Annotated in this window: 10 protein-coding genes; 2 read left to right on the top strand and 8 right to left on the bottom strand. The window is 56.0% G+C overall.

The window, feature by feature from the left end:
* The 7 genes from HXO69_RS06435 to leuS all read right to left on the bottom strand — a co-directional run.
* Positions 1 to 6,722, bottom strand: a 6,722-nt coding sequence (locus HXO69_RS06435; RefSeq protein ID WP_296546030.1) for a DUF6531 domain-containing protein, incomplete at its 3' end; no start/stop codon positions are given.
* Positions 6,723 to 6,974: 252 nt separating this feature from the next.
* A complete protein-coding gene (locus HXO69_RS06430; RefSeq protein WP_296546029.1) occupies positions 6,975 to 7,763 on the bottom strand; it encodes a DUF6318 family protein in 789 nt (262 codons plus the stop codon).
* Between the two features lie 79 nt (positions 7,764 to 7,842).
* On the bottom strand, positions 7,843 to 8,433 hold the full coding sequence (locus HXO69_RS06425; protein WP_296546028.1) for a DUF6318 family protein: 591 nt from the start codon (positions 8,431 to 8,433) through the stop codon (positions 7,843 to 7,845).
* A 420-nt stretch (positions 8,434 to 8,853) separates the two neighbouring features.
* On the bottom strand, positions 8,854 to 10,077 hold the full coding sequence (locus HXO69_RS06420) for a phosphoglycerate kinase (RefSeq protein WP_070830725.1): 1,224 nt from the start codon (positions 10,075 to 10,077) through the stop codon (positions 8,854 to 8,856).
* Positions 10,078 to 10,422: 345 nt separating this feature from the next.
* Positions 10,423 to 11,427, bottom strand: a complete 1,005-nt coding sequence (gene gap / locus HXO69_RS06415) for a type I glyceraldehyde-3-phosphate dehydrogenase (RefSeq protein ID WP_005506148.1) — start codon at positions 11,425 to 11,427, stop codon at positions 10,423 to 10,425.
* Between the two features lie 597 nt (positions 11,428 to 12,024).
* The gene (locus tag HXO69_RS06410) at positions 12,025 to 13,062 is read right to left on the bottom strand and encodes a DegV family protein (protein ID WP_296546027.1); all 1,038 of its coding nucleotides are present in this window, start codon (positions 13,060 to 13,062) and stop codon (positions 12,025 to 12,027) included.
* Positions 13,063 to 13,258: 196 nt separating this feature from the next.
* The gene (gene leuS, locus HXO69_RS06405) at positions 13,259 to 15,760 is read right to left on the bottom strand and encodes a leucine--tRNA ligase (RefSeq protein WP_407072261.1); all 2,502 of its coding nucleotides are present in this window, start codon (positions 15,758 to 15,760) and stop codon (positions 13,259 to 13,261) included.
* A gap of 228 nt (positions 15,761 to 15,988) precedes the next feature.
* On the opposite strand from leuS, the gene HXO69_RS06400 reads away from it, so the two are divergent.
* Together HXO69_RS06400 and HXO69_RS06395 are read left to right on the top strand one after the other, a co-directional pair.
* Positions 15,989 to 17,077, top strand: coding sequence for an alpha/beta fold hydrolase (locus HXO69_RS06400; RefSeq protein ID WP_296546024.1), 1,089 nt, complete (start codon positions 15,989 to 15,991; stop codon positions 17,075 to 17,077).
* Positions 17,078 to 17,086: 9 nt separating this feature from the next.
* Positions 17,087 to 18,214, top strand: a complete 1,128-nt coding sequence (locus HXO69_RS06395; protein ID WP_296546022.1) for a glycosyltransferase family 1 protein — start codon at positions 17,087 to 17,089, stop codon at positions 18,212 to 18,214.
* Between the two features lie 192 nt (positions 18,215 to 18,406).
* Here the strand turns inward: HXO69_RS06395 and HXO69_RS06390 are convergent.
* On the bottom strand, positions 18,407 to 18,863 hold a 457-nt coding region (locus HXO69_RS06390; RefSeq protein WP_296546021.1), incomplete at its 5' end, for a hypothetical protein.

Genomic DNA, 18,863 nt, shown 5'->3' with positions numbered 1-18,863 from the left:
ACATAACGCTGAGTAGCATCGACATAAATATTCATACCGTGAGAATCCATGCCCCCCCTAGCTTTATCACTTTCGACGACATGTACACGATTAGCGGGCTCGCCGTATTGCTTTCCAGGTGTTAGGCCAGGAACCACGTCATTCTCGTTCACAACAGCCACATAGTTAAAGTGATGGTCAAGATCATCTCGTTGTCCCTCAAGATTGCTGGTCGGTGCACCATAGGTTACAACATTAGATACCTTATATTTACTATTAAATTCCTTATTATTAGCAAGTGAATACGCCACGGCACCGCCCTGAGAGTGACCAACCATTACTACTCGGTCTACGTCTTGTAGCTTAGCATCCTTCATTGCCTTTTCCACCATTCGGTGGTAGGGCGACAAATCATCAACAGGTTTATCAGAGGTATTACCAGCCAGACCAAGATTATTTCCTATAGAGCCAATCTCACCATCTTTTCCACCTTTTATCGAAAAATCAAAATCAGTGCCGGGAATATAAACATATGCAACCTTCTCCTTCGAATCATCAGGCTTCTTCCCTTCATAAACGTCAATTTGAACGGCTGAGTACCCTGCGTTTCCTTGCGATTTCTCCATGTCTTTAACATGTTGATTGTCATTAACTGAATTCATGCGTTGCGCCACTTGATGAATATTTTGCGGAGGAACAGGAGGAATATCCCCACTATGCCCATGCTGCCGCTGAACATTCAAATCCTCAATCTTTGGATCTTTATTAAAGTAATTATATATTCCAAAGGGGGAAAGTGGTGAATAATCAATTATCCCCATTATAAACAACAGTATTTGGGCACCAGGACTATACTTTATCTCGTTAATAATCTCAGATGTATCATGATTTTTCTTCTCTGTTTTTCGAACCTGATAGTCCCTAAATTCCTGCACTGACATCGGGCGCAAACCCCACGGGTCAGCTAGGGAAATAGGGTTCCAGCCTACAAAAGAGTTCGTATCCATACCGTGCACAATACCCGGCACCGAGCTCAAAGCATCAGTGGACACAAAACGGCGCACGCCAGCATCAGCCACACGGAAACCCATGAAATCAAGACCAGCAATATTGACTGAGGAAGCTGCCGGACCAGCACTAACCATGCCAAGACCAGGAACAGCAGCAACAGTAACTACGTCACTTTCCCACGGGTTAGAAGACATAGACCAGCCCAAGCCATAGCCCAGTTCCTCTTCAGAAGACATATTCCCCAGCACAGAACCAGCACTCATTCCGCCCACGCCCAATACCATAGGCGTTGATGAAACGGCGTCCCATACCAAAGGCATAGACGCGCCAGGAACATCAACCGTGGTGCTTGCATGCACAGAGGCAAGCTCACCAGTCATGTCATGGTGCAGTGACCATTCTTCATCACCCTGGCGGATAGCGTTCACCTGCCCCATGGCATCCCAGCCAAGGGCACGCTCACGGCGCTGCCCAGTCAGCTCGTCCGTTGTCACCTCACGAACGCGCTCGCCGGCAGCGTTATAGAAATACTCAGTTCGAGAACGATTCTGGGCAGTACCATCGGCACCATACTGCACCTCAGAAACAGCGCTGAGTAGACCAATTGAGTTGTGGTTGAAGGCGCGTTCCAGCAGCAGGGCGTTATCTCCCTGCTCATAACTACGCTTATACAATGCTTCAGCGACCATCATGCCGTTTTCATAGGTCCAGGTTCGCTCCTGAGTACCATCAGATACAGAGGTAAGAGCGCCAGAAGCATCATAGCGATACTTCATAGTGCGCACCGCAGAGTTATTTTCTGCGTCTTCAAGCGTGCAAACAGCAACCTGAGGAGAAGCGTCACGTTCCACATGAGCAGCAAACGTGCTGACAGGTGCAGTCCCAGTTCCCACCTCACGGGTACCGGTACGCTCTACCTTATAGCCCACGGGAACATTCTTAACAGGATCGAGTTCCCACACGGTGTGAGTGTCATCTGTACGCGCCGAAGTCAGGGCACCACACGGAGCATGGGTAAATTTCATCTCCCTGGTGCGAGCAAAAGCGTCCTTAGACTGAGTATGGCGCACTCGACCCGCACCGTCACGCATCCAGCGAACTGAACCGTACGGGTTACTATTCATTACCAGAACACCATCTGCATCGTAGGTATAGTTCAGCGTGTACTCACCGCGCTGCTTAAACGCTTGCAAGGCATGCAGAATACGCTGGTTCACGTCTGGGGCACGAAGAATACCCGTGATGTGATCAGCAATAGACACCGTACTTGAGATGCGCTTCATGCTCATATCACCATGGGGTACGCGAGTACGGCTCAGCAACCTGCCAGATGCAGAGTACTCATAGATGTGCTCTGCCTTTGCATCATTTACCGAAACCTTCAACGTGCTCTGCTGTGAGCCACGTCCACTCATCAAGGAATATTCAAAAGTTCCTTGAACTTCACCATCAACCGTGACTGAGCGGAGTACACCACCACGAGCGTAATCGTACTCAAACGAACGGATACGTTCGCCGTCATTCATCGTCAGAAGACGGCCTGCAGCATCGTAGGAGAAAGTACGTACGAGAGAGTCTGCCGCATTTTCAACCGTAAAACTTGTACCCGAGCGTTCTTCACGGAGAAGGCGTCCTGCCGCATCCCATTCGTAGCTCGTTACGATACCCGCAGGCGTAATCCAGCGCAGAGGACGTGCGAGGGCATCATACTCGCAGCGGGAGGTGCCGCCCAAAGCGTCTTCAACATTTACAAGGCGACCTGCCGCATCGTATGAGAAAGAACGGGCACCTTCAACGCTATCTTCAATACGCGCAATAAGTCCACGTGAAGTGTAGCTGTAGCAGGTAACCTTCTCTCCCGTATCTTCTTTAATGCGTCGGCCAGCAGCATCATAGGTGTACTGCACAAGACGCGACGGGGTTGCTGAAGCATCTGCAGAGTCCCGAATGGTCTTCTCCAACAGACGACCTGCAGCATCATAGGTAAAGATAGTTTCCAGGTAATCTTCGTCAGTGTCGAGCTCACTCGTCTTCTTGAGAACCTTCTGACTGATACAACGACCTGCAGCATCATATTCAAAGATGGTCTCTCGACCAGCTGCGCTAACGCTACGACTCATGCGCCCCTGAGAATCATACTCGAAGCTAACTACCGCTCCATTTGCAGAGATAATCTGAGCAACCTGGCTCTGAGCGTTATACCCAGCCTGTGCAGAACTATCAGAGGAAGAGTTGAGAAGGATAGAGGCATCCGGAATATTCAACTTAGGAACGGGCACGCCAAAGAGAGCCGCCATATCCTGACGGTTCTCAAACATCGTAATAACAGACGGAAGATGAGTAGCAGTAAGGGTACTGTCGACTCGCGATACGTTATTGCGGGAACCCAAAATAGTGGGAACACGAAGTTCCGGCTGCACCAAGCTCCACGACGCCCAAGGACCCGCAGGACGCTCAGAAAGCTGCTTACCTGCTGAAGCAAAAGCAAGCCCTGCAAGAGAAGAATCAGAGTGCAAGGAGCCAGCGGGACCCAGACCCGGCACCATAGTCATCAGAGAATTTGATGCAGAAACAACTCGTCCCAGGGCATCAGTTACAACGGCATAGTTACCGGGTGCGCCCTCAACTCGCATCGAGTACTCACCGTGAGAGCGCGAGTGGGTAATGCCCAAAGCTACACCCGTAGCGTCCACAATGCGGCTCAGGTCGCCAGTTAGAGAATACTCATACTCGGTACGAGCCCCACAGGGGTCAACAATAGCGACGAGCTGCGAGAGTTCGTCGTATTCATAATGGGTCTGAGCTCCTGCGGCATCAGTCATGGAGATAACGTTGCCCCAAGTGTCGCGTTCGACACTGGTTCGATTACCCATAGGGTCAATCACAGTGCTTAGGTGACCAGCCGAGTATTCAAAAGTAGTGATGTTACCTTCAGGGTCGGTCAGCGCTGTCAAGCGCTGCTCGGAGGTCGGCGTAGCATTCTGAGCTGCCTCTTCATAGGACAAACCCCAACGAGCACCCATCGCGTCGACCACCGTGCTGAGGCGCCCGCTCGCATCCCACTCAAAATACTGGGTATCGCCGAGGGGATTAGTTACTGAGCAAAGGTTGCCGGCAGCATCATACGAATACTGCGCTTGAGCACCACTAGAATCCGTGGAGCTCAGAAGCTGTCCACGGTCATTGTAGGTAAAGTGCTGTTTGAATCCTGATTCATCAGTGACGGCGGTGCAATGACCGGCGTTGTCCCATTCAAGATAAGTTGTATCGCCTCCGTTACGGGTAATAGTCAGAGGGTTAGGGTCCAGCGGGTTCTGGGAGTAGGTATAGCGTGTTTCGGTGAGAGTGCCTGCACGCCGGTCCTTATTCATAATTCGGTGGGCAAGCATACGATCATACTCATCCCACGTATAGCGGTGGACTGCACCTTCCGGAGTATTTTCCGAGACAAGGCGAGCGCGTTCATCGTAGCTACGATGCGTCACGGATCCGTCACGCTCACAGATGTAAGTGCGGTAACCGTAGGAGTTGTATCGCATGGACTGGCGGCTTCCGTCGCCAGCCACGAGGGAAACAAGCTGACCGTGTTCATTTGAACGCCAAATATTAGCGTGCTCACCGGTTCCGGAATCTTCAATCACGGTCATTAGACCGTGCTCATAGCGGTAGCTAATATTTCGACCATGCTCAGTCTTCTGGGCTACGATGCGGCCGTCAGCGTCATAGCTATTCTCGACCTCGCAATATCCCGTTTCATTCCAGACACGGTGGATGAGGTTATCCTCCGTCTGTTCATAACGGCGGGTACCATCAGGTCGCTGAACTTCACAAAGTACGCCAGCAGAATTGTAGATATAGAGCACATCGTTCAGCTGGCTTTCAGCCTGCACTGATGAATGTTCTTCAGAGGAGCCTTCACGGAAGTTGACCAGAGATGCTCCAGATACAAAACCCTGGGCGTCATAGCTGACAACAATGCCCTGCGCGCTAAGGGGCTGAATCAAAGCGCTCGGTCGCTGCGCTACGAACTCCTCATCGGCATTAGCCTTTGGGCCACGGCTGTACAGAGCAACTACAGCTGAGCTGGGGTGCCCCTCCATGAAAGCAACCAATTCGCCCGAAGGAGCATACAAATAACGGGTACCAGAATGGTTAGTAACAGACCAGTAGTAGCTGGGTTCAGACGATTCCGTTACTTCAATAGTTGCTGGCAGTAGATGATGGGCGGACTTGACCGCTTTATTCACAGCAGAGTACAGGGCGCACCAAAGTGCCTCTTGTCCTTCGGTATTTTCTTCGAAGGGCGCAGAGGCTGATTCCACATTATGTGTAGGTGCCGCGTCTAGAACCGACTCGGTTACCTTCTCCAGCCAGTAGGGGGCGTTGGGGGTCCGTGCATACCCGCTAGCTGAGTTAGCATCACGTTCAAAGACGAGTTCACGACCGTCAGCAGTGTGCCATGAGATGCTGTCGGAGTTTTGTTCAAGTCGGCTGTCCAGCATGCTTGACCAGCCCTTACCAAAAGTACCACGAGGGGCATTCGGGAGGGCGGCGAGAACACTGTTGTAGGTACGCTCAAGACGTAGCACCGAGTTCACGCGAGAGCGAAGGTCAACTTCACTTTCAATGAAGTTACCAGTTGCAACGTTAACCGGGTCATTTGCATAGCCAGATGAGATATTTACACCAGTAATGCTCGCGCCAGGAACCTGCAGTAGGTGATGCATGGGAATATCATCATGCATCAGCTCATCCAGATAGTTCATTTCGAGGCTAATTTGAGCCTTTGCCCCAGGTCCTGAAAGTTCTTCGTGATGTTCAATAGCCGGTTTTTCCAGGTAACCACGACTTGCGACATCAAACATCGTTTGAGCAAGCTTACCCAACCAATGGACATCTGCATCGACATCCTCAATCCAGGTGTGCAACGCAGCAATCAATGAGTCGGCGTTAAAAGTTCCCCATGAAGTATTTGAACGAAACTGAGCATAGGTGGATGCAACGCGAAGCTGCGCCTGACCAAGTTCAGCATTCATAGAAAGATTAACCTGACGATGCTGATATGCATTATGCGGAATGATGGAAACCGTGGAACCAGCAGAGGCAATTGCAGCACGGGTATTCACACGCTGAGTACCCCGAGCGGAGGAGTTTTCCTCCGCAAAACGACCAAGAGTGCTCTGAGAGGCTCCCGAAGATACAGCGCTTCCCTGACCACCGGTAAGGGAATCTGCTACAGGGCGGGGTGTGTAGACCTCAAAATGCGGGGGTCGGGAAGGCATAGGACGAGGGGGAACCTCAAGGTTGAGGTCAGGGTTATCGACGCTATACGCGCCTTGATTCTGAAGGTCATACTCAAGCTTCTCAAGATCACGAGCTCTTTGCTTACGTGCGTTGAGCTTCTCCCATTCAGTAATCTCTCGGCGAATGCGCTCTTCCTCACGAGCAGCTTTAATGTAGGTCTCCATATTACGAGCTGCGTTGCTAAAGCACTCTTTAAACTCTCGCAACAGCGCAAATGACGAAGCAAGCTTTGCCCTATACCCCCGTGCATAGCCGCCAGTAAAACCTTCTAAGGCGAGCTGAGCGGCACCGCAAGTACCATCGGCGCCATAGCGGGCAGGGAGCTGATGCTCAATTACCTGAGTTAGATGCGTCAAATGCGTTTTGAGAGCCTCGGCGCTCTCAAAGTCAAAAGGAACAGCTTCAGTATTAGCGTGGACGTTATCCATATATTTACTTCCGGAAGTTGATGTGACGGTGAACGAGCTTCCTCGCTCACATTCGTTGCATGTGTGTTCCCTCTCGGTGACAGTGAGAATCACACACCCTTCAAGGTAACACACGCACACTCTGCACACGAACTCAGCAAGACAGATTCCACCCCACCTAGCCGCTCACGAAGCATCCATCTCAAAAGTCCAGCAAGAAACCCCCGCCAGCACAGTACCGAAAGTACTGCCCGGCGGGGGTTTCTAGAGAAACTACAGCTGCCCGAATCCTTGCGGGTAGATCGGCTCGTAGGTGTTGCGGATGCTGTAGCCGTCGCGGTCAGCCACAATCACCCACTGCCCGCGCAGATGCTCCACAGCCAGTGAGAAACGCCCCAGGTACCTCAAATATTTGTGAATATCCTGCTTCTCGCCCGTCTCCTTAACATAAAACGCGAGGTTCGTAGCCTTATTCGTGTACAGGGTGCTCACCAGGATATTTCGGCTCGTATTTTTAGGTTTCTCACCCGCAATAAGATCATCAACAACGTTGGCGCTCAGCACGTTCTTGTCAGCCGAAATAACCCATCCGCGCTTCTCCTTGTACAGGCGAAGAATTTCGGGGTGCAACACCTTTTCCGGGTCCGTGACCTTAGAAAGGGGCTCCGTATCGCCCGTGTGGTAGAAGTAATTCATCGACGCGAAGTAGTACGCCAAGAATGCGTACAAGCCGGCGCGGTCGTAGTTGTCCATTCCGGGCTGCTGAATAGGGTACGGCACGTTCTGCGCCGCCTGCGCCTCGGTAGCAGGGATGAAGCGGCCCTTACGCTCAAACGCCGTATAAACCAGCGGCCCGGAGGAAGGCCCCAGGGCACGGAGCTCATCGTACTTCTCCGTTGGTTCCAGACGCACAAATTCCTGGTCGCGCTTCTTATCGGCCTGGGACTCCGAACCCGTCCCGTTGAGCAGTTTAGTACCCCAACCAAAAGCCACCGCAACGAGGGCAGCACCAGCGAACACGCCAGCTCGTATAAACTTGGCGCGAGTAATCACAGACCTCATGTACGCTCGTTGCTCGTTATATCCTGGTCGGTTATATCCGGGTCCGCCAAAGTTATTCGTCATGCTTCTCTCCCCTCCCCTAGCTCAGGCTATTCTCTGAGATGAATTGGACGGGCCTCCACTCATTCGTGAATTGTGTGCGTAGAGTCCCGTGTATTGCGCCGTCACGGATGAGGCCGCGCGTATCAAAATCAGTGATGGGGTACACCTGGTTCGTGTCTTTGCGGTACACCCGAACTTCGGGAAGGATATCGAACCGCACGTTCCATTCCACAATTTTTAGCGTCTCGTCGATGAGGCGCGGCTGCCCCTCCAGCAGGTTCATGGTCAGAATCTGGGGGTTAGGGGTAATGACCCAGCCTTTACCTTCTTCGTAGAGGTCCTGAATGGCGGGGAAGAACATTTCTTCGCTGATATTGTCAATCTTCAGAACTGCCGGTTCCGAGGCGAGAATCATGTAGTTTTGGCAGGCGTAGTAGTAGCCCAGGTAGGGGCGCAGGTTCCTCGCCGCATAGTGCCTCGGCCTGTACCTCACGCCCGGGGCGGGCGCCGAGTAGGCGGGGTGGTCCCGGTTTGCGGGTGTGTAGGGTCCAATCACGCCATCGGCAACGTACGGGTATGTTCCCGTGTAGTCTTTTTCGTCAAAGAGCGCTTGAGTGTCTATGGGCATTCTTTCCCTCCCTGGATTCCATGTTCATGAGCTACTGAGTACACGAGCTGCTGAGTTTGCGAGCTGCCGAGGTGGTTCTGGGCTACTCGCGGGTAGCTGGGCTCCACGGCTGAGCGTCTTCGCCCGCCTGTATTTGCTTGTCGGTAGAGGTGCGTGCGCTCCCCCGCAACCGTCTTGAGATTGCAGGTTTGGAATTCTCTACATTTCCAGTCTAGTAAAGCCGCTCCTCAGCCTCCCCGATACAGGCGGCGAATCCAGGGAATCCACAGCATATAGCCAGGAAACAGCCCCGCCCCCTGCCCGCGCAGGACTATCCGGGCATGAGCGGGCATGCAGAAACCCCCGCCGGAACGGTACCGAAGTACCGCCCCGACGGGGGTTCCCTACACTAAAACCGTGTACTAAATCTGTGCACCCAGATTAGGCGCCCAGTGCCTCCAGGCCGGGCAGGGTCTTACCCTCAATGTACTCGAGGGAAGCGCCACCACCGGTGGAGATGTGGCCGAACTGCTCATCCTTGAAGCCCAGGTTACGGACTGCAGAAGCGGAGTCGCCACCACCAATGATGGAGAATGCGTCAGAGTCGACGATAGCCTGTGCCACCGCGCGGGTACCCTCAGCGAAGGGAGCAATCTCGAACACGCCAACGGGGCCGTTCCAGAAGATGGTCTTTGCGCCCTTGATCTTCTCAGCGAAAATCTCAGCGGTCTTGGGGCCAATGTCCAGACCCTCAGCCTCTGCGCCCAGCTTGCCGCCGGTCAGGTCCTCAATCGGGCGAATCTCGGTGTTAGCGTCAGCGGAGAATGCGTCAGCCCAGACAACATCCACTGCGGTGATGATCTCGGTGCCCTTCTCGGGAGCTTCCTTCAGGTAACGCAGAACGTTGTCGACCTGGTCCTTCTCCAGCAGCGACTGGCCAACCTCGTAGCCCTGTGCGTATGCGAAGGTGTAGCCCATGCCGCCACCAATGAGGATGGTGTCAGCCTTACCGATCAGGTTGTCAATCACGGCGAGCTTGTCGGAAACCTTAGCGCCACCCATGACCACAACGAAGGGACGCTCGGGGTCGTTCAGGGTCTTAGCCAGAACGTCAACTTCCTTCTTCACCAGGTCACCCAGGTATGCGGGCAGACGCTTAGCAACGTCGTAGACGGAAGCGTGCTTGCGGTGAACCGCGCCGAATGCGTCGTTCACGTATGCGCCGTTCTCGCCGGTCAGTGCGACCAGCTCGTCAGCGAATTCGCCGCGCTCTGCGTCGTCCTTGGAGGTCTCGCGTGCGTCGTAGCGGACGTTCTCAACAACCAGAACTTCGCCGTCAGCCAGGGCTGCTGCCTTAGCCTTTGCGTCCTCGCCTACCAGGTCGGTTGCAACCTTCACGGGCACGGACGCCAGCTCAGCCAGGCGTGCAGCTGCCGGTGCGATGGAGTACTGGGGGTCAACCTTGCCCTTGGGGCGGCCCAGGTGTGCGGTCACGATAACGCGTGCGCCAGCCTTGGCAAGCTTCTCAATGACGGGCAGGGATGCGCGGACGCGGCCGTCGTCGGTGACAACGCCGTCCTTCAGGGGTACGTTCAGGTCGGAACGGACGAGAACGTGGCGGCCTGCGACGCCTTCTTCGAGCAGTTCGGACAGTGCCTTAGCCATAGGAATTCCTCCTGGATAGGTGGGTTTATATACCGTTTCCATCATACCGAACATTAGGGTGATTGACAGCCTAAAAAATAGCTTTTATATGGTGTTTTTCCGCAGAATATCGCGGATATTCGCACTCTCTATCAGCTATCTTCTTACGGTATTTTTGACCCAAAAAGGGCGACGGAAAACAGTATGTTTATACGTTTTTAGGGGTTTTATTCAAGGCCCTTACACATGGGTCTTGGTACAGCAAACCCCGACTCCCCCGCTTAATGCGGTGGTGCCGGGGTTCACTATGCGTTAGTTACGCGGGGTGACGCTTACACTCGGTGAGCGTCGTAAGCCTATTGGGGCTTAGAGGGATGCCACAACCTTGTTGGTGAACATCACGAGGCGTGCAACGTAGCCGTACTCGTTGTCGTACCAAGCGATAACCTTCACCTGGTCGCCGATGACCTTGGTCAGCGGTGCGTCGAAGACGGTGGAGATGGGCTCACCCTCGATGTCCTTGGACACGATGGGATCCTCGTTGTACTTGATGATGCCCTTCATGGGGCCCTCAGCTGCTGCCTTGACTGCTGCATTGACTTCCTCAACGGTGACCTCACGCTCAGCGGTGAAGGTCAGGTCGGTGATGGAGCCGGTGATGGTGGGAACGCGGACTGCGAAGCCGTCCAGCTTACCCTTCAGCTCGGGCAGAACCAGACCAACAGCTGCTGCTGCACCGGTGGAGGTGGGGACCATGTTCACAGCTGCTGCGCGTGCACGGCGCAGGTCGCGGTGGGGAGCATCCTGCAGACGCTGGTCAGCGGTGTATGCGTGGATGGTGGTCATCAGACCCTGCTTGATGCCGAATGCGTCGTTCAGGACCTTAGCCATCGGAGCGAGGCAGTTGGTGGTGCAGGATGCGTTGGAGACGATGTGGTGGTTAGCTGCATCGTACTGGTCGTCGTTCACGCCCATGACGAAGGTGCCGTCGATGTTCTTACCGGGAGCGGAGAGGATAACCTTCTTAGCGCCAGCCTCGATGTGTGCCTTTGCCTTGCTGCCTTCGGTGAAGAAACCGGTGGACTCGAGGACTACGTCAACGCCCAGGTCCTTCCAGGGGAGGTTCTGGGGGTCACGCTCAGCGAGGATCTTGATTTCCTTGCCGTCAACAACCAGCGCGCCTTCCTTGACCTCGACCTCTGCGTTGAAGCGACCCATGATGGAGTCGTACTTGAGCAGGTGTGCCAGGGTCTCAACATCGGTGAGGTCGTTGATTGCGACGATCTCGAAGCCGACGCCCTCGGTCTGAGCTGCGCGGAAGAAGGTGCGGCCGATGCGGCCGAAGCCGTTGATTGCTACGCGTACAGTCACTGGAGTATCTCCTTGTCAGTGCGTTGGTGGCGGTGTACAAATCCGATGCCTTGTGGGCTCTGGTTTAGTCGGATTCGTCCGTGCTCTATGTTGCCCGGTGCGTTCCGCCGTTGTTGGTAATAATCCTACCCTAGTTTGTGTGTGTTTTGGTGTGTTATATCGAGAAATTTTTGTGAGTTGCGCCATAAAAACCGGCAAAAACCCGTTGTTTTCTGTTGGTTTGCGTTGTGTTCATGCTTAGAAAATGTTGCGATACGGTCACGGCAACATAAACACACATGAAACGCACATTTACTAAAAACCGCGCCATATCAAGGCAAAATCTGAGGGTAAAAAATACCCTTTCATCTGCGAATGGGTTTCAATGGCGCCCCGTGCGCTCGCACGCAGTGCAAATTCTCACCCGAAAACAGATGACCCCAACGTAAGACACACCACAGCCTCAAAACGGGTTAAATACGCTCCCGGCACACAGTTTTCGTGTCGTGTTTCGTGTCGCCCGCGGCGCATCGCACGGGAACACCGCGCGGACACACAGCACGAGCACACAGCACAGGGTCAACACGGGCACACCAGAAAGGCGGCTAGTACACGATCCTAATAAACGACCAGCGCCACAGCACCCAGCCCCGAATGAGCCGACAGCACCGGCGGCAACGCACTCACCAAAAACTCCGGCGCCGAAGAAGCGGCAGCATCATGAACTAGGGAGCTCTCCCCCAGCATCTGCTGAACCTGCTCATACAGCTGCACCGCCTGCGCCGCATTGCCCACATGATGCACCGCAACCACCTCACCGCGCGGGGATGCGGCAAGTGAAGAACTAGAGGGGCCGGCGGCGGTAGAGCCCACTGAAGCCGAGGTGAGCGCCGCCGCATGCTGATGCTCACGGCAGGTCTGCACAATCACCTCCACCAGGCGCTCTAGGGCGCGCGCCGCAGTGCGGGGGCGCTCCACATACGCCAGCTTACCCTCGGTAATCGTGCCAATCGGCTTAATCTGGAACATCTGCCCCACCATCGCCAACGCCGGGGAAACACGACCACCGCGGCGCAACGCATCCAGGGTCGGGATATAAAAGTAGAGCGTAGACTGCTCGCAGACGGACTGAATGTAGCCCACCAGCTGCGCGGGACTCGGACATTCAACACTCGCGCCTGCGGATGCAGAGTTCAGCACCTCCAAGGCGCGCACCACCGCGTGACCGTAGGCGCCCGCAACCGTGCGGCTATCCACCACGCTCACACCCTCGGCACCCAGGCGGCTCAGGCGGGCACCGGTGCGTGCCGCCTCCACCGTACCCGAGAGCTCACCGGACAGGTGCACCGACACCACATGCGTAAAACCTCGCGACGCCAACTCGTCATACACATCAGCAAACACGCCCGGCGCGGGCCCGGAAGTGCTCACCGTCTGACCCATCACGTGTGCAAGCATAATCGCCTCATCCACCTCGGCGGCGGTCAAATCCTGCAGCTGACGATCCGGCTCACCGGGCGTGCGAATAGTCACCGGCATCGGAACCAGCACAAAATTACCGCGAGCGCTCAGGCGCTGCACGAGCTCCGGGTCGAGGGCGGCGGCGCTATCGGTTACCACGGCAATGCGGTTCTCTGCTTTGTTCTCTCGCTCCATATTCCGGCCCTTCTTCCGGTTCGTCAGTGCGTGATTCGATGACGAACCCTCTCCTAGCGTTCCCTGAACATTATGGCACTCATCACTACCGCAGTACAGCAAAGCCCCGCCGCACCTCCGGATTCGTTCCGTTGAACGAGCCGAAGCCGCAGCGGGGCTTGTACTTTATCTAAGAAACTTCCTTTATCTAAAAAGCTTAGATCACGATGTTCACGAGCTTAGGCGCACGCACAATCACCTTGCGGATCTCGGCGTCACCAATCGAACGCTGAACAGCGGCATCCGCCAGAGCCAGCTCCTGAAGCTCCTGCTCGGAAATATCCTTCGCAACCTCCAGGCGAGCCTTGACCTTGCCCTTAATCTGAACGATAGCAGTGACGGTGTCATCCACCAGCAGAGCCGGGTCAACCTCGGGGAAGCCCGCGGTCAGAACCGGGGTGTCGTGGCCGAGAGCGTGCCACATGTCCTCAGCGGTGTAGGGGGCGTACAGCGACAGCAGAATAGCGACAGTCTCAGCAGCCTTACGAACAGCCGGGTCAGCCGCACCAGCACCGGAGTCAATAGCCTTACGGGTAGCGTTCACAAGCTCCATGGTCTTAGCAACAACCACGTTGAACTTGCCGTTATCCAGCAGGCCCTGAACCTCGTGCACGGTGCGAGCAATCAGCTTCTGCAGCTCCAGGTCACCGGTGGTTGCGTCAACGCCGGGTTCGCTGGTGACGTCCTGAGCCACACGCCATGCGCGAGCCAGGAACTTCTGCGAACCGGACGGGGAAACATCCGCCCAGTCCACGTCATCCTCGGGCGGGGACGCGAAAATCATGGTGGTGCGGATAGCGTCCACACCGAACTTGTCGAGCTGCTCGCCCAGGTTCACGCCGTTACCCAGCGACTTGGACATCGCCTTACCGCCGTTGAGCACCTGACCCTGGTTCATGAGCGCCTTGAACGGCTCATCGTGCTTGATCAGGCCCAGGTCGCGAACAACCTTGGTGAAGAAGCGTGCGTACAGCAGGTGCAGAATAGCGTGCTCCACACCGCCAACGTACATGTCGACGGCACCCCACTCGCTCATAGCCTGCGGGTCGAAGGGGCCCTCATCGAAGTTCGGGGAAACGTAACGCAGGAAGTACCAGGAGGAATCCACGAAGGTGTCCATGGTGTCCGAGTCACGGCGAGCCTGCTTACCACACTCGGGGCAAGGCACAATCGCCCAGTCATCGGCAGCAGCAAGAGGCGACTGGCCCTTAGGAGCCAGCTGCTCACCGCGCAGGTTATCGGGCAGCAGCACCGGCAGCTGATCCTCAGGAACCAGAACCTCGCCACAATCCTCACAGTGAATCACGGGGATGGGGGTGCCCCAGAAACGCTGGCGGGACAGCAGCCAGTCACGCAGACGGTAAATGACCTTGCCCTCACCGGTGCCGGCGGCCTCAACCAGCTCAATAGCCTTAGCGAGCGCCTCAGCCTTCGGCAGGCCGGTCAGCTCACCGGAGTTGATGAGCACGCCGTCACCAGCTGCGGCAACACCGCTGGTAGCCGGGTCCTCAGCACCCTCAACGTCCAGAACCTTCACGATGGGCAGGTCGAACTTCAGGGCGAACTCGAGGTCACGCTGGTCGTGCGCGGGCACAGCCATAATCGCGCCGGTACCGTAGTCAGCGAGCACGTAGTCAGAAGCCCAGACGGGCAGCTTCGCGCCGGTCAGCGGGTTAATCGCGTAGCGGCCGGTGAACACGCCGGTCTTCTCGCGGTCGGAAGACTGGCGGTCAATATCGCTCAGTGCCTTAATGTCTTCGCGGTACTGCTCCAGGGCAGCCTTGTGCTCGGGTGCCACGATCTGCTCGGCGAACGCCGCATCCGCAGCAACCACGATGAAGGTTGCACCGTACAGGGTGTCCGGGCGGGTGGTGAACACGGTGAAGGACTCTGCAGCCTGGTCCTCGGTCGCCTCAATCTCGAAGCGCACCTCAGCACCCTCGGAGCGGCCAATCCAGTTGCGCTGCATGAGCAGAACACGGTCGGGCCACTTGCCCTCCAGCTGCTCCATGTCGTCCAGCAGCTGCTGCGCGTAATCAGTGATCTTGAAGTACCACTGGTTTAGCGACTTCTTAGTCACGGTAGTACCGCAACGCTCACACGCACCGTTCACAACCTGCTCGTTCGCGAGCACGGTCTGGTCCTTGGGGCACCAGTTGACCATGGAGTCCTTGCGGTACGCCAGGCCCTTCTTGTAGAACTGCTCGAACAGCCACTGAGTCCACTTGTAGTACTCGGGGTCCGAGGTGTGCAGGCGGCGGCTCCAGTCAGCGGCAATAGCGTAACGCTTGAAGGACTCAGCCTGAGTCTCAATGTTCTTGTACGTCCACTCCTTGGGGTGAGTGTCGTTCTTAATGGCTGCGTTCTCAGCGGGCAGGCCGAAGGAGTCCCAGCCAATCGGGTGCAGAACATCGTAGCCGCACTGCTTGAAGTAGCGGGCGTTCATGTCACCAATTGCGAATGCCTCCGCGTGACCCATGTGAAGGTCACCGGAGGGGTACGGGAACATATCCAGCACATACTTGCGGCCCTTGGGGGCGTCACCGGTGGGCTGGAAAACCTTCGTTTCGTCCCAGTAGGGGCGCCACTTGGCTTCCATAGCGCGGAAGTCGTACGCATTTTCGTTGCGTTCGGTCTCTACCTGAGCAGACACAGCGATTCCTTAAATAAAGACAGGTTGATAAAAACTTAACCCTCCAAGTGTAACGCGAAACCTGCACCACACCAGAGTTGAGGCCGCACCGACTACCAAATGGACGGCACCACCCGCGCGATTACCCGCGCGATTATCGATGCGACAGTCAGGTTTCAGAGCCCTTTCAGGCTTCTCCCCTAGAATTAAGAACGGGACGTTGCCGCCCCAGTACCCAACCCGCGAAAGGTACCCATGACCTCCACCGTTACCCCGGACTCCCCCAACGCCTCAGTTCTTGAGGGTGTGCCCGGCCCGCTCATTCCCGGCACCCGCCACGACGCCCTCATCGGTGACGGCGCGCAGGCGGTCATGACCCGCTACTGGCAGTACGGCAAAGGCATGAACGACGGAGTCTTCCCCGAAGGCTCCTACCCCGTGCTGCTCGTACACGGCTTCCGCGGCGACCACCACGGCCTCGAAATCATCGCGAACTACCTGCTGAAGCTCATCCCGAACGTCAGCATCATCAGCCCCGACCTGCCCGGATTCGGCCGCTCCGCAGACCTGCCCGAAAGCACTCAGGGCAAAAACACTCGGGATGAAAATGCTCAGGGCGGAGACAACATCAACGCGTACGTGGCGTGGCTAAACGACTTTGTGAAGCACACTAACCCCGCCCGCGAGGATGCACAGCCCCTACCGCTGCACCTGGTCGGCCACTCCTTCGGTTCCATCGTCACCAGCGCCTTCGCCGCCGCACACCCGAACTCGCTCGCGCTCCTCTCGCTCATCAACCCGATTAGCGAGCCCGCCCTCGAAGGCAGCCAGCGCGTCGCCTCCCGCCTCGCCTCCCTCTACTACCGCGCCGGCGCGGCACTCCCCGAAAAAATCGGCTACCCGCTCCTGCGTTCGCAGCTGATTACCCGCGCCTCCAGCGAAGTCATGATGCGCACCAAAGACAAGGCAATGCGCCGCTTCATCAACGGCCAGCACGCCGCCTACTTCGGCTCCTTCGGCTCCCGCCGCGGAGTGCTCAGCGCCTACGAAGCGTCCATTACGCACACCGCCGCCGAATACGCCGCCGCAATCCGAGTGCCGGTGCAGATGCTCGTCGCCGAAGACGACGACCTGGGTACCCCCGAAACAGCTCGCGCCATGTACGCGACGCTGACCTCCCGCGACCTGCCTGATTCCCGCAATCTACCCGCGTCTTCGTCCGGCGCCCGCGAGCGCCTGGACATGATCCCTGAAGTCGGGCACCTCATCCACTACGAAACCCCTCGCCGCGCCGCGGAACTCATCGCCGATTTTGCCGCCGGCCACTCAGGGAACGAGAAGTAAGGAACCAACATGAAACTCATGGTTGACGCCCGATACACCCGTATCGGCTTCCACGACGGCATCAGCCGCTACACCGCCTCCCTGCTGGGCGCGCTCAAAACCCTCATCGACACCGGTGACGAAGCCGCCGCCGACCTCGACCTGACCATGATTATCAGCGATGAGCGTCAGCTGGACATGCTGCCCGACTTGCCGCACGTGAAAATCTGCTCGCCCACCGGCCCGCTCGAACCGACCGCCGCACTGCAGCTGAACAAGTACGCGCCGGACGTGGTGTTCTCCCCCATGCAGACCATCGGCTCCACCGGACGCAAATTCAAGCTGATCCTCACCCTGCACGACCTGATCTACTACTCGCACCCGACCCCGCCCGGGTTCCTGCCCGCACCGGTGCGCGTGGGCTGGAGGCTCTTCCACAAGACCTACACCCCGCAGCGCTTCCTGCTCAATCACGGCGACGCGGTCGTGACGGTTTCTGAGTCGACCGCCTCACTGATTCGTGAGCACGAGCTGACCACCAAGCCGCTGTTCGTGGTGCCCAACGCCCCGCAGCCCGGCAGCGTCGTATCCCGCCAGACCGCGCTGGAACGCGCCACCACCCGCGAAGAGCAGCCCGTCAAGCACCTGGTGTACATGGGTTCGTTCATGCCGTATAAGAACGTGGAAACCCTGCTGCTGGCGATGCGTTCCCTGCCGGATTACCGCCTGCACCTGCTGTCGAAGATGCCGCCGCAGCGTCTGGTGCAACTCACCGACGAGCGCCTCATCGGTGAGAACGTGGAGGTGCACAACGGCGTGAGCGACGAGGAGTACCAGCAGCTGCTCCGCCAGGCGCACGCCCTGGTGACTGCCTCCCGCGAGGAGGGTTACGGCCTGCCCGTGGTCGAGGCTCAGGCTGCCGGTTGCCCCGCGGTGATTAGTGACATCCCGATTTTCCGTGAGATCGCGCCGCACGCCGTGTTCGCGCCGGTTGACGGTGCCCCGGAGGCGCACGCCGCCGACTGGGTAAAGGCTATCCGTTCTCTGGAGGACACCGCCGTTCGCGAGCGCGTCATCATTGACGGCCTGTCGGATGTGCGCCGCTACTCCTGGCGCGACTCAGCACTCAAACTACTGAAGGTCGTGCGCGGGCTCTAGGGCGCAGGTTCTAATGCGCGGGCTCTAGGGCTTGCAAGGCTTACAGAACGCGGCACTAAATTACGGCGCTAGGCGCAGAAATGCCGCCGCACTCCCCCGAAACTCGGGAGGGTGCGGCGGCATTCTCGCTAGTCGTATTTTAATGATTGAAAAATTTTATTCAAACAAAAATCAAAGACTCCCATTCCGAAATCACTTAATATCAATTGACAATATAGTATCAACAGCCAAAAGAACTATAATATCAGTCAAGAAACATATTAACATACATATCACTAGCCAAAAGAACTTATCCCACACGACCCCGGCATTCTTGGGATTCTGGGATGAATCTCGAGTAGTTTCAGCAACCGTTCTAATCCACACAAATATTTTCAGAGTTAAATAATTAAATATTGCGACCAGCGGAAAAAATGCAAAAAATAGTTCCATTTTCATATTCCCAAAAAATACGGTGATGATTACAGCAACTATGCAAGAAATAACCTCAATTATCACATCTATTAAAGAATGAGTTTTTTTCTGCAGAATATCTGGATTCTCATATGCAGTTGATACTATATGTTGAACAGCTCTCCTCCTCATATAGATATGCTTTGATATATGCCGATCCGCAGACTTTACACCAAATTCACCGGCTGTAAAATAG

This window comes from Rothia sp. (in: high G+C Gram-positive bacteria), from assembly GCF_015265375.1.
Taxonomy (GTDB): domain Bacteria; phylum Actinomycetota; class Actinomycetes; order Actinomycetales; family Micrococcaceae; genus Rothia.
Note: the sequence above shows the minus strand (reverse complement) of the source record. Positions and strands in the feature narration are given on the sequence as shown.

Bases quoted from the DNA above. Each gene is read 5' to 3' on its own strand.
- HXO69_RS06430 (WP_296546029.1), bottom strand. From the start codon at position 7,763: ATGAGGTCTGTGATTACTCGCGCCAAGTTTATACGAGCTGGCGTGTTC.
- HXO69_RS06425 (WP_296546028.1), bottom strand. From the start codon at position 8,433: ATGCCCATAGACACTCAAGCGCTCTTTGACGAAAAAGACTACACGGGA.
- HXO69_RS06420 (WP_070830725.1), bottom strand. From the start codon at position 10,077: ATGGCTAAGGCACTGTCCGAACTGCTCGAAGAAGGCGTCGCAGGCCGC.
- HXO69_RS06410 (WP_296546027.1), bottom strand. From the start codon at position 13,062: ATGGAGCGAGAGAACAAAGCAGAGAACCGCATTGCCGTGGTAACCGAT.
- HXO69_RS06400 (WP_296546024.1), top strand. From the start codon at position 15,989: ATGACCTCCACCGTTACCCCGGACTCCCCCAACGCCTCAGTTCTTGAG.
- HXO69_RS06395 (WP_296546022.1), top strand. From the start codon at position 17,087: ATGAAACTCATGGTTGACGCCCGATACACCCGTATCGGCTTCCACGAC.